This is a genomic window from Paenibacillus liaoningensis (genome assembly GCF_059609455.1).
Map to the genome: position 1 here is coordinate 293990 of NZ_JCAALU010000012.1, position 11635 is coordinate 305624.

An 11635-nucleotide genomic window follows, 5' to 3' on the forward strand; every position below is an offset into this window, starting at 1 on the left:
TCAAAATACAAGTTGGTATAAAGTTCCCTTGAAAGGAATAAGCCCATAATGAATGAAGAGCGTCGGCAGACCATTGTTAAAGAGATCGATTATTGGAGCAGAAGCAAGCTTCTGCCGCAGCAGTATTGCGATTTCCTGCTTAATTTATATGTGGATCCCGATCAAGAGGAAGATCCTAAAAGAAGGCAAGCTTCTTCGCGCGGAATCGGTAAGGCGGTCATGGCCGTTGGGCAGGCATCGGGAAAACAATGGCTCCTTACTTTTGGATTTTTTACCTTAATTTCCTTGGTTGTGCTTTATTTTAACGCTTTTCATCCTTTATTGCAAATTGGGGTCGTCGCTGCGGCGGTCGTTATTTCTCTCATTATTTCCCAGCGGGTACGCAAACGAAATGAAGCTACTGGCCTTGTAATTGGCGGGGTAGGCATGCTGCTCATGCTTGGAGCAGGAATGTACATACTAAAATTCCATGGCATCGAGGACTGGTACTGGCAGGCTAGCCTGCTTGGGTTCTGTGCTGTTTTTTGGATCGTCTATGGCATCAGCGCTCGCATTCATATTTTGCATTTATGCGGCTGGGTTGCTTCCCTGCTCGTATATGCATGGCTGCTGTCACGTTTGACTGACTCCCCGGCATGGTATGGCATTCAGCTTTATTGGCTGCCGCTGTCAGGCTTGTTCGGCTGGGCCAGCTGGTTTGTGCATCAATGGTCGAAGCCGGTGTCGGCTGTATTGTTCGTAACATGCGCTTTGGTATGGTTTATGCCGGAGCTGTATGCGATGCTGTTTACGATGGAGACAGATTGGCTGCAATTGCAGCTGCTTATTAAAATCGCCTTAGGCGGCGTATTATTGTTCGCGATGAGAAAAAAATGGATAGTGTGGGTTGCTTAATGTTGAAACTTTCTAACCGATTACAAACGATTGCGGGTTATGTAACAGAGGGCTCGCGCATAGCTGATATAGGATCAGATCATGCGCAGCTGCCGGTATATTTGCTGCAAGCAGGGATTGTGCCTACGGCGATTGCTGGAGAGCTTAATAAAGGACCGTTTGATGCGGCTCGCAGGCAGGGAGCGGCTGTTGGGCTGCTTCACAAGCTCGATGTACGCCAGGGAGACGGCTTGTCCGTAATCGAGCCGCTGGAAGTTGACACGGTTACGATTGCGGGGATGGGCGGCGCATTAATGAGCGATATTTTGGAGGCGGGCTATCAGGCCGGCAAGCTCGAAGGCGTCAAAGAACTGGTGCTGCAGCCTAATGTGGGCGAGGACCGGGTCAGAAGCTGGCTGCTTGAGCATGGCTGGTCGCTGCTTGCCGAAACGATTATGGAGGAAGACGGAAAGATTTACGAGGTTCTCCATGCGCAGAAGCAAAGCGATCAGGAGAGCAAGGAGCATAACGCTGACGTTTATGACATCTCTTTATTGCCAGACTCCTTGCCGGAGGAGATCCGTTTTGCTCTGCTTGTGCGGCTGGGGCCTTTTTTGCTGCGCAAGCCGATTCCCGTTTTCCATCAAAAATGGCAGGCGGAGCTTGAAAAGCTGGACCGCGTCTGTCAAAGCCTGTCCCTTTCAGAGCAGCCGGAAGCAGCCGGAAAGCTAGCGCAGCTGCGTCATGAAATGACGATTATGAAGGAGGTGCTCGCATGCTTGCCAATGGACACACCGTCGTGCAAATAATGGAGCAGCTGGCTCCAAAGCATTATGCGGTAGAAAATGATAAAATCGGGCTGCAGCTAGGAACGCTGGCTAAGCCCATCAGCCATATTCTCGTTGCTCTCGACGTGACGGACGAGGTTGTGGACGAAGCGATTGCTGCGGGGGCAGAGCTGATTATTGCCCATCATGCGATTATTTTTCGCCCGCTTTCCAAGCTTGACACGTCTACGCCAGCAGGAAAGCTGTATGAGAAGCTGATCAAAAATGATATTGCCGTCTATATTACCCACACCAATCTGGACGTAACAGATGGCGGCATTAACGATTGGATGGCTGATTTGGTTGGCATCAAGCCGGAAGGGCGCGTATGTCTGGAGGAAGTGCATACAGACCAATGGAACAAGCTCGTTGTGTTCGTGCCCAAAGGTCATGAGGAAAAGGTGCTGGAAGCGATCTGGAGCGCCGGAGGCGGCCAGATTGGCGATTACAGCCGCTGCAGCTTTATAACCGAAGGGACGGGAACGTTTTTGCCTGGGGAAGGAACGACGCCGTATATTGGGACTCATGGCAAGCTGGAAAAAACAGCAGAGGTCCGTCTTGAGGTCGTTGTCCCTGACAGCCTGAAGCGCAAAGCTGTACAGGCGATGCTGAAAGCCCATCCTTACGATGAGGTAGCTTATGATTTGTACGAAATCGACTTAACCGGGCGTTCAGTTGGGCTTGGCAGAGCAGGCAAGCTGAGCGAGCCTGTAACGCTGGCAGAGCTTACAGAGCGCGTGAAGCAGGCATTCGAGGTGCCCGTTGTTCGCGTAGTAGGGGATGCTGACCGTGAAGTACGCAAGGTGGCTGTGCTGGGCGGATCAGGTGCGCGCTACGTACGCCATGCGATTTTTGCTGGTGCCGATGTGCTTATTACAGGCGATATTGACTATCATACCGCTCATGATGCACTCGCTGCGGGCATCGCTATTATTGATCCCGGCCATAATGTAGAAAAAATTATGAAGCAGCGCACAGCCGATTGGCTTAATGTGCAGCTGCAGTCGCGCAAATCGGACACGAAGGCGTTCGCCTCTGTCATCCATACCGAGCCTTTCCAATTTGTATAAAAGGGAGTAAAATTGCTTTTTTTTGCAGCATAGCTCCAGGATATATACAGCGTTCCATTTATTAATAAGCAATTCAAGCTTGAGCTTTACGCCAATACCTTGTATACTGATTGATGCACCGGAAAGTTTGACAGACAATCGCTGGCGGCCTTGTTGCCGCGAGAGGAAAGTCCGGGCTCCGCAAGGCAGGATGCTGGATAACGTCCAGTCAGCGCGAGCTGAAGGATAGTGCCACAGAAATGGACCGCCGATGGCTGGCTTCGTGCCAGCACAGGCAAGGGTGGAACCGTGGTGTAAGAGACCACGAGGAGTACAGGTGACTGTATTCCTGGTAAACCCCATCTGGAGCAAGACCGAGAGGACGTTGCAGCTTCGAGCTGCGGCCTTAGCCTGAGGCACGTCCGGGTTGGTTGCTGGAGCCGCTTAGCAATAGGCGGCGTAGATAGATGATTGTCGCTTTCTTAGTGGGAGGGTCGTCACCGTTTGCACCACTGAAAGTACAGAACCCGGCTTACGGCAAACTTTCCGCAACGTACTTAAATGAACAAATCGTCATTTGCGATTATAGAGATGTTAGTGGACGTTCCTTCGGGAGTTAACGGCCCTGCATCTCTTTTTTGCATTTTCATAGGAGGTTGATTCACATGCTGCCTTCAGGCAAGTTGTATACGAGCAATTTAAATGGCTTGAAAAAAATAAATTTCGCAGCGACAAAGCTGATGATTACGCGATCGGAGATAAATATTGAAGGTATTGCCATGTACCAAGCGTTGGCGCCGTCGCAGGATTTATTCCAGTTTTCGCTGGATGGACGAAAAGAAGAGGCGGATTTCGCATGGTGGCCGAAATATGAAGAACGTTTTGCTGCGGAGCTGCAATTTGATCGCAAGCTGGAGGCGCTTCGCCAAGTTTACCGCATGCTGCTGGAGGGCAGCCATGTGGTGCTGATCTGTTTTTGCCATGACCATCGCTATTGCCATCGCCGATTGGTCGGCGAGTTTTTTGCGCCATATGGGGTGAAGGCAGAGGAGCTCAACCCTGTTTTGATCGAGCAGATGAAGCTGTTTTAGCACCAAACGTTAGGAATAGGAATAGGATAAAAAGAGCATGGCTGGAAGCGGACGAGCTGCTTCAATGCCATGCTTTTAATCCTTTATGCCAGCCCGATTACAAGCAGACATTGCGCCATTGCCATGACCGTGCCTAGTCAGTCTCCCGGCAGCTTATTTCTCGTATTTGCGCGTAATGGAATTCAGACGGTTTTTCGTCTTGTCCGGGTACGTCTGGAGCGCAGTATTAAAGTTCATTGCTGCTTTGAGCGCACGGTCAATGTCAATTTCCCCGTAGCCAAAATAAACATCCTTCCCTGGGTCGCCTAAATCGACGGCCGATTTGCGCATAATTTCCATCACTTCCTCATTCGTCAAATCCGGATTGACGGAGCGAATGAGCCCGGCTAATGCCGCAACATGCGGACTTGCCATCGAGGTGCCGGAGAGTGCCGCATATTGACCGCCAGGATACGTGCTGGCAATGCTGTCTCCCGGTGCAGCCACATCAATATAATCGCCATAGTTGGAGAAAGAAGCTTTTTTCTGTGCGGAATCCGTTGCCGCAACAGCGAATACTTCCGGGTAAGCAGCCGGATAGCCCGGTCGATCGGTATTGTCATTGCCGCTGGCTGCAATCAGCACAACGTCATGATCGTACGCATATTTAATCGCGTCATGCAGAAAATCCGCCTGCGCATAATTGCCGAGGCTCATATTAATGACCTTGGCGCCGTGGTCAGTCGCCCAGATCAGCCCTTGAGCGACAGAGTAGGTCGAGCCAGCACCGCTGCTGTCAAGCACCTTGACCGGCATCACCTTGTTGTACCAGGATAAGCCAGCTACGCCCTCACCATTGTTGACGGACGCACCGATGATGCCAGCTACATGGGTACCATGACCGACATCGTCATCTGGCGCAGCCTCGCTGTCGACAATGTTGGTGCCATCCAGCAGCTTGCCCTGCAGATCAGGATGATCCAATTGAACACCGGTATCCAGCACCGCTACAATGACTTGATCATTGCCTCGGGACAGCTTCCAGCCTTTCTCTGTTTCAATGGAAGGCAAATTCCACTGGTATTTGGCATACAGCGCATCATTAGGAATGACATCCCCGCTGTCGCCGTCATTATTTGTTTCATTCGTCATATATAAATAGTGAGGCTCCACATATTCCGTTTTCCAGGAGCGGCTGAAATATTCCTTCATTTGCTTCGCTTCCATATTTTTGGAACGGAACACATAGGTATTATCAATCTGATTAATTTGGTTGACGGAAACAGCGTTAATGGATTGCTTCATTTTTTCAAGCTGCTCATCGGTTACCTTCTCGGCAAAATGGACCACAACATCCTTCACATGGTAATGGCTGGCATTGCCATTGTCTTCACCGGTCCGAACCGTTGTATCACGGTTTGTATTCGGAATAACCGACTCAATGCGGTAATTGCCTTCGTTCGGATAAGGGACGAGCCGCAAATTGCGCTTCTGATGGCGCTCCACCTGTGTGACAATATCCTGCTTGATGACGCCGACGACACCCATGCCGCGGTATTTTTTATGGGGAACGCCGAGCACGATGAAACGGCTGCCGCTTTTATTGACAAACGGCTTGGATTCGTAGGACTTGCCCTGCTTGACAGCGGCCGCGGCCGCTTCTACTTCGTTTTTGCCGGAATCTGATGGAATGGCCCCGCGCTGCACGCTGCGCTCTCCGTTCATCAAGCGGATGTAGGACATATGCTTATGCATGTCCATCATGCTGATAACGGGCTTGGCTGACACGGTTTTTCCGGCTTTGCCAGCTTGGCTCGTGTCCATCAGCTTATAAAATTCTTTGGTGCATTCGGAGACGCACAGAAAAGAAGTGGCCTCCATATCGCGATTGAGCGTGCGCAGCTTATGCTGCTTTTCCTGATCGACAGACAAGCTCTTGACCGGTGCAGCGGGTTTCTTGCCTTGGGGTAGAAACAAAGGTGCAGTTGGAATTAGCAGCGTGGCCGCTACAAGCACGGTAAAGACGCCAATCCATTTCTTTTTCATTTGCGCGAACCTCCATTAAATGACAGCTGGAATAACAGCATGAGCCTGTTTGATGTATAGGTTCGCTTTTAAATCCAGAAAATATGCGGCACAATCGGCGTTTCTCCAGTACCATCTGCAAGTAATTTGTGGTACTATGTTGATGCCTAGAGTTTTATGATCATGCAACGTTTAAGCTTGTTTGGATTGAAGAAAGGGGAACTACCTATGCCAGCGACTAATGTCAAACCACTTAGTGAGACAACCCGTATTAAACTTAAAGAAGCCGTGAATCAATTGGAGCCATTTTTGAATCACTATTCGCTCGTACAGCTGAAAGCGGAGCAAAGCAGTGACGAGGCGCAAAATTTTTACAAAGGCCTGCTATCCGATTTGAGACATTTGTTGGTGTTTTCTGAGGTCTCGGTTGAAAAGCTGGGAGTATTGCTCAGACGCCCCAATTTTGATAACGATTTTGCAGAACGTGCCTTGTACGAAGTGTACCATCAATGTGTGAATGCCTTCTTCTATCCTAAAAATGAATGTTATTCCGAAGATGGCCGCTATGCTTACACAGGTCAAGACGCCATTCGCTTCTTGTTCAAGCCTGTTCGGGAAGCACGCGACATTGTTTTGTCTTTATCCAAAATTTACGAAGAGCTGCGCGATGAGCTTGCTTATTATGAAACAGACTACATGACCCAGCGCCGGATGCAGGGGCAAAAATAAGGCAGAATGAATCACCTCCGTTCAGGGAAACTTGATAGCGGAGGTGATTTTTTTATGCCAAAGGGCGTATCATGCAGCGTATCGAATTGCACGTTTTGGTCAGAAGGAAATAACTGTGGCGCCGATTCCATTGCGATTGATATTGACCAGCATGCAAGTGCCGATTTTGGATCTGAATTTGCCGCTGAAGAGTTAGGCTTGCAGCATCAGGACCAGGCGGCGAAGTCGTCTGCAACATGCTGCCATACCTTTAAAGCGCGCTAAGGCAGTTGGGGATGGCTGTCAGGTGCAGAAGCCTTGGGCTAAAATCGTTGGAAGCGAAAGACAAAGCTTAAATGTGGAGGTGATCCCAAATGGAACGCTGGGATGAAACGGAAAGCAGCAGTCATGGGGAGAAGGAGCAAAACCACGAAGCAGCGTTGGAAGAGCGTCATCATAGAGCATTGTTATCCGATGAAGAAATAAACCATGAAAGCCGTAATATTAATGAAGAAATGGCAGGGGAATTTGCCGCTGGAGTACCTGTTCCCGTATCTTATGTTCCGCGCAGCGAAAGCAAAAGTGAAGGCGAGGATACGGTAAGGGAGAGCACCGGAGGCACTGCGCTGGGCTGGGTCGGATTGGTGTTTGCGATCGCTTCCTGGTTTTTATGGCCTGCGCTTATGGGTGCAGCCGCAGCGGTGCTCGGCTTTGTCGCGTACCGTCAAGGAGCGAAGGGACTTGGATCATGGGCAGTCACAATTGGCCTAATCGCCTTTGTGCTCGCTGTTGTTATTATTCCATTGTACCGGGCCATAACCTGACCTTATATGATTCAACCGAACGATGCATCACCTGTATCTTCTTGAAAAAAAGCCTCCGGATACCGCTTATGCAGCGGTGCCGGAGGCTTTTTTTTGCGATTATTCTATCGCAAATTCACGGTGCTTAAGTACCTCTTGATTCAGAGCGAGCATGCGTTTATCGAGCAAATTGATCATGTCGGCGGATTCCTTCAGCTGCTGTTGAATTTCCGGTGGAATGCCTTCATTATATTTGTAGTAAATTTTGTGCTCTAGGCTGGCCCAGAAATCCATCGCGCTCGTGCGGATTTGAATTTCTACCAGCACATTTTCAATGCGGTTCGTCAGGAAGACGGGAATTTCTACAATAAGATGCAGGCTCTTATAGCCATTTGGCTTCGGATTGAGCACATAATCCTTCACTTCAATTACTTTAACGTCGGTTTGCTGGCTGATCATTTCCAATATTTGATAAATGTCAGTGGAGAAAGAACAGATAACCCGGACGCCAGCAATATCTCGAATGTGCTCTTTCGCATTTTCCAAATTAATATCCATATTTTTGCGGCGGAGCTTGTCCATGACGCTTTCGGGATTTTTAATCCGCGTTTTGACATGCTCAATCGGGTTGTAGTCATGAATAAATTGAAATTCCTCGTTTAAAATATTCAGCTTCGTCTCCACTTCATCCAAGGCGAATTTATACGTTAAAAAAAAGTGCGCCCATTGCTTCATCATATCTCGCTGCATGCGATCCATCACTCCTAATATCATTCTTGCTGCTATTATTGTACCATGTTCCCGTCCACATTGCTCATTTCGGGGGGAGGCATAAGGTCATCCCAGCAGGCGCGTGCTGGGAAAGGATTGAATGTTAGAGCCAATTTACATATAATTTAGTCTACATGGGAGGATGAGAACAATGATCATAGACATTCATAATATAACTTGGGAACGGGAAGAAAAAGTCGTCCTTCAGGGGATTGATTGGCAGGTTGAAGCGGGTCAGCACTGGTGTTTGCTAGGGCTTAACGGCTCCGGGAAGACGACGCTTTTAAATATGATTAACGGCTATATTTGGCCAACGACAGGTTCTGTAGCAGTACTGGGGCATAAATTTGGCGAATACGATTTGCGCGAGCTGCGCAAAAGCATAGGCTGGGTCAGCACATCGCTTCAGCAGAAGCTGTATGGTCAGGATACCGCCTTCAAAATCGTCTTAAGCGGAAAATTTGCGACGATCGGGCTGTATGATCAAGCGCTTCAGGAAGATGAAGAGCAGGCGGTTTCCCTGATGCGCAATCTCGGCTGTGAAGTTCTGATGAACCGCACGTACAGCACGCTCTCGCAGGGCGAGCGCCAGCGGGTGCTCATTGCAAGGGCGCTGATGGCTGCGCCGAAGCTGCTTATTTTGGACGAGCCTTGTACAGGGCTTGATGTATTTGCGAGAGAGCAGCTGCTGGAGATGATCCATCAGGTGGCACAGCAGCCGGATGCGCCGACTATTATTTATGTAACGCATCATGTGGAGGAAATTTTGCCTTGCTTCAATCAGACGCTGCTGATCAAGGACGGCCGGGTTTTTGAAGCTGGGGATACGAGCAAGGTGCTTTCATCGGCGCGCATGAGCGACTTTTTTGGTGTGCCTGTAGAGATTGAACAGCGCGAAAACCGCAATTGGCTTTTTATAAAGGCAGCTGATCGCAAGTGAATACAGCATTGGGGCCGTTAGGCATTGTGCCGCCACCGAAGATTCCGAGACGGCAGCGGTTGGCCCAGTGGTTAAAGGCGCGGATGCAGCAGCGGCTCGCCTATGACAGGCCGCTGTTCCACCATGGCTCGGCGGGGCTGGTGATATTCGGAACGCTTGCGATGGTGCTAGTTGCGCTGGGCATGCCGACGGGTCTTGGGGCGCTTGTGGACATCGGCGGTTTTGTGTTGATTAATACGGTGGCCTTGTATGCAGCTGCGCAGCTATGCTCAGTACTGCTAACGCTAGTTTTTGTACCGGTTCCCCGCTTGTTTGCCGGGTATTTTCTATATGTGGGGTTAGAAGCTTATTTCATTTTTTATTATTCTGAATTTGGCTTGCTTATGTCAGCATTATTTGCAGCGGCGTATGCCATTTGTGGCGCGCTTGCAGGCATGCTGCTCGGGCAAATACTAAAGCTGCGCGGCAGAGGGCTCGCCATAGCAGGCATTGTTGTAGCAGGAGCACTATTAATAAACGTTGCAGCGAATCAATTACGCGGAGCTTCTGATGATGCAGCGCCTGCCGCAGATATGGGGTCATACGATTCATCTGCGGATGGTGCCTTGGATATGAGCCTGGAAGACGCGCTGCCGGTTGCATCCATTGATGCGGAAAATCCGGCATTGCCGGGCGGTTACAGCTATCGCACCTTTACCTACGGGAGCGGGAGTGACAAGCAGCGCAGCGAATACGCCAAGGAGACGGAGCTGTTAACGACTTCCGTAGATGCATCGGCTTACATTAAAAAGTGGACATGGCTCAAGCAGCAGTTTTGGGGCTTTGACCAAAGCGAGCTTCCTTTAAATGCGAGAGTGTGGATGCCGGAAGGGGATGGAGCGTTCCCGCTTGTGCTCATGGTGCATGGCAACCATTTAATGGAGGAGTTTTCGGATGCAGGCTATGCTTATTTGGGCGAGCTGCTTGCGAGCCGGGGGTTTATCGCGATATCGGTAGATGAAAACTTTCTTAATTATTCGGTCTGGTCGGGCATACCCGAGCAGGATATGAAAATGCGGGCATGGATTATGCTCAAGCATATTCAGCAAATCCAGTCGTTCAGCACGCTGACGGATAATCCCTTTTATAGCAAAGTGGATTTTTCCAAGGTTTCTTTCATTGGGCATTCACGCGGCGGCCAAGCGGTAGCGATGGCAGTGGATTACAAGCGATGGTTTGCGAAGGATGAAGGGCTTGCCAGCATCGCCGAGGTCGATTTTGCTTCGGTTGTCGCTTTGGCCCCGACGGATAAGGAGGTAGACAAAGCATCGGCGCGGCTTAAAGATGTCAGCTATTTGACGCTGCAAGGCGCAAGGGATGGCGACGTCAACAGCTTTTACGGGGACAGGCAGTATATTCGCACCAGCTTTACGCTGGGCTCGCCGTATTTTAAAGCGTCGCTGTATATGTCCGAGGCGAACCACAGCCGCTTTAATTCCGATTGGGGCATGATGGATGAGCGGGTTCCTGGCGGCCTGTTTCTCAATCAGCACAACATGATGACGCAGGCGGAGCAGCAGCAGGCAGCTAAAGTGTATGTCGCGGCTTTTCTGGAAGCGACGCTGCACGGCAACGAGGCTTATAAGCCATTGTTCGAAAATAACAGAGCGGCGCGGGACTGGCTCCCTTCCTCCAGCGACTATGTGAGCAGATACGAGGATGCTTCCTTCCTCGCGGCAGCGCGTTATGAAGAGGATGTGGACAAGCTGACTCTGCCGAGCGGAGGCAAGCTGAGCGCCGAAGGCTTCAACGTATGGGAGGAGTCGGAAGCGAAGGACCGCGACAATCGTAACAAGGGCTCGCGAGGCGCTGTGCTGGAATGGGACGCTGCGGCCACGTATACGTTGGAGCTTGCAGCGACGTATAGCGAGGCTGTCGTTTCCAAAGGGCTGGATACGTTCAGCTTTTCAATGGAAAATACGGGCGATGCGGCAGCTGTACCTCAAATCGAGCTCGAGCTTGTGCCTGCCCATGGTGAGGCGGTACGCTTGCCATTATCCAGCTTTAACGATATGCCGCTGCCCTTCGAAACGCAGTTTACTATTGTCCCTTGGCTTGAGAAGCGAATGAAAGAGGGGAAATATAAAGCGAGCATGGAATCGGTGTTTCAAACCTACAGCTTGCCAGTGGCACGGTTTGCCGAGGCAGGCGGCTGGCCATCTGGAACGGAAATTAAGCGGATAATGTTTTATTTTTCCGGAGCGCCTGGCCGAGTGATGCTGGATGACATCGGCTTTTATAAATAAAATGCGCCGCGGCGTACAAATAACCTCCCGGCAGAAGGGAGGTTATTTGTACGCCTGCCGCCAAAGGATGGCGACAGCCGTTTCACCTTGAAATATAGGAAAGGATATCCTAGCGCAATCCTTTCTCTATATTTCTCGGAATGAAACGCGCCGTGCCGCCAAAGGATGGCGAGAGCCGTTTCACCTTGAAATATAGGAAAGGATATCCTAGCGCAATCCTTTCTCTATATTTCTCGGAATGAAACGCGCCGCGCCGCCAAAGGATGGCGACAGCCGTTTCACCT

The 11635-nt window shown here is 50.3% G+C and carries 11 protein-coding genes and 1 other RNA gene; 10 read left to right on the plus strand and 2 right to left on the minus strand.

The window, feature by feature from the left end:
• Positions 1 to 48: 48 nt before the first annotated feature.
• From AC6B99_RS20125 to AC6B99_RS20145, 5 genes are all read left to right on the plus strand, one after another.
• A complete protein-coding gene (locus AC6B99_RS20125; protein WP_056029284.1) occupies positions 49 to 894 on the plus strand; it encodes a hypothetical protein in 846 nt (281 codons plus the stop codon).
• A complete protein-coding gene (locus tag AC6B99_RS20130; protein WP_056029281.1) occupies positions 894 to 1682 on the plus strand; it encodes a tRNA (adenine(22)-N(1))-methyltransferase in 789 nt (262 codons plus the stop codon). Before AC6B99_RS20125 ends, AC6B99_RS20130 begins: the two co-directional genes overlap by 1 nt.
• Positions 1649 to 2770 (plus strand): Nif3-like dinuclear metal center hexameric protein, encoded by a 1122-nt coding sequence (locus tag AC6B99_RS20135; protein WP_496664064.1) that lies wholly within the window; start codon positions 1649 to 1651, stop codon positions 2768 to 2770. The genes AC6B99_RS20130 and AC6B99_RS20135 overlap by 34 nt, the downstream gene beginning before the upstream one ends.
• Positions 2771 to 2892: 122 nt before the next feature.
• Positions 2893 to 3299: RNase P RNA component class A (rnpB, locus tag AC6B99_RS20140), an RNA gene on the plus strand.
• Between the two features lie 115 nt (positions 3300 to 3414).
• Positions 3415 to 3840: a DUF488 family protein, N3 subclade gene (locus AC6B99_RS20145; RefSeq protein ID WP_496664065.1), complete on the plus strand. Its 426-nt coding sequence runs from the start codon at positions 3415 to 3417 to the stop codon at positions 3838 to 3840.
• 153 nt (positions 3841 to 3993) lie between these two features.
• Here the strand turns inward: AC6B99_RS20145 and AC6B99_RS20150 are convergent, their stop codons facing one another.
• Positions 3994 to 5865 (minus strand): S8 family peptidase, encoded by a 1872-nt coding sequence (locus AC6B99_RS20150; RefSeq protein WP_056029273.1) that lies wholly within the window; start codon positions 5863 to 5865, stop codon positions 3994 to 3996.
• 207 nt (positions 5866 to 6072) lie between these two features.
• Between AC6B99_RS20150 and AC6B99_RS20155 the strand changes: the two genes are divergently transcribed.
• From AC6B99_RS20155 to AC6B99_RS20165, 3 genes are all read left to right on the plus strand, one after another.
• On the plus strand, positions 6073 to 6573 hold the full coding sequence (locus tag AC6B99_RS20155) for a YpuI family protein (protein ID WP_056029271.1): 501 nt from the start codon (positions 6073 to 6075) through the stop codon (positions 6571 to 6573).
• A 54-nt stretch (positions 6574 to 6627) separates the two neighbouring features.
• Complete coding sequence (locus AC6B99_RS20160; protein WP_056029269.1) at positions 6628 to 6837, plus strand: DUF1540 domain-containing protein; 210 nt, start codon at positions 6628 to 6630, stop codon at positions 6835 to 6837.
• Between the two features lie 89 nt (positions 6838 to 6926).
• Positions 6927 to 7376 carry a prepilin peptidase gene (locus AC6B99_RS20165; RefSeq protein WP_056029266.1) on the plus strand — a complete coding sequence of 150 codons (450 nt, stop codon included), beginning with the start codon at positions 6927 to 6929 and terminating at the stop codon, positions 7374 to 7376.
• 99 nt (positions 7377 to 7475) lie between these two features.
• Here AC6B99_RS20165 and AC6B99_RS20170 read toward each other — a convergent pair whose 3' ends face one another.
• Positions 7476 to 8105 carry a GTP pyrophosphokinase gene (locus tag AC6B99_RS20170; RefSeq protein WP_341278386.1) on the minus strand — a complete coding sequence of 210 codons (630 nt, stop codon included), beginning with the start codon at positions 8103 to 8105 and terminating at the stop codon, positions 7476 to 7478.
• Between the two features lie 172 nt (positions 8106 to 8277).
• Between AC6B99_RS20170 and AC6B99_RS20175 the strand changes: the two genes are divergently transcribed.
• Both AC6B99_RS20175 and AC6B99_RS20180 read left to right on the plus strand, forming a co-directional pair.
• Complete coding sequence (locus AC6B99_RS20175; protein WP_496664066.1) at positions 8278 to 9066, plus strand: ABC transporter ATP-binding protein; 789 nt, start codon at positions 8278 to 8280, stop codon at positions 9064 to 9066.
• The gene (locus AC6B99_RS20180; protein WP_496664067.1) at positions 9063 to 11351 is read left to right on the plus strand and encodes an alpha/beta hydrolase; all 2289 of its coding nucleotides are present in this window, start codon (positions 9063 to 9065) and stop codon (positions 11349 to 11351) included. The genes AC6B99_RS20175 and AC6B99_RS20180 overlap by 4 nt, the downstream gene beginning before the upstream one ends.
• Positions 11352 to 11635: the final 284 nt, after the last annotated feature.

Coding starts and splice junctions, on each gene's coding strand:
- AC6B99_RS20145 (WP_496664065.1), top strand. CDS start 3,415: ATGCTGCCTTCAGGCAAGTTGTATACGAGCAATTTAAATGGCTTGAAA.
- AC6B99_RS20170 (WP_341278386.1), bottom strand. CDS start 8,105: ATGCAGCGAGATATGATGAAGCAATGGGCGCACTTTTTTTTAACGTAT.
- AC6B99_RS20160 (WP_056029269.1), top strand. CDS start 6,628: ATGCCAAAGGGCGTATCATGCAGCGTATCGAATTGCACGTTTTGGTCA.
- AC6B99_RS20165 (WP_056029266.1), top strand. CDS start 6,927: ATGGAACGCTGGGATGAAACGGAAAGCAGCAGTCATGGGGAGAAGGAG.
- AC6B99_RS20130 (WP_056029281.1), top strand. CDS start 894: ATGTTGAAACTTTCTAACCGATTACAAACGATTGCGGGTTATGTAACA.
- AC6B99_RS20125 (WP_056029284.1), top strand. CDS start 49: ATGAATGAAGAGCGTCGGCAGACCATTGTTAAAGAGATCGATTATTGG.
- AC6B99_RS20150 (WP_056029273.1), bottom strand. CDS start 5,865: ATGAAAAAGAAATGGATTGGCGTCTTTACCGTGCTTGTAGCGGCCACG.
- AC6B99_RS20155 (WP_056029271.1), top strand. CDS start 6,073: ATGCCAGCGACTAATGTCAAACCACTTAGTGAGACAACCCGTATTAAA.
- AC6B99_RS20175 (WP_496664066.1), top strand. CDS start 8,278: ATGATCATAGACATTCATAATATAACTTGGGAACGGGAAGAAAAAGTC.
- AC6B99_RS20135 (WP_496664064.1), top strand. CDS start 1,649: ATGCTTGCCAATGGACACACCGTCGTGCAAATAATGGAGCAGCTGGCT.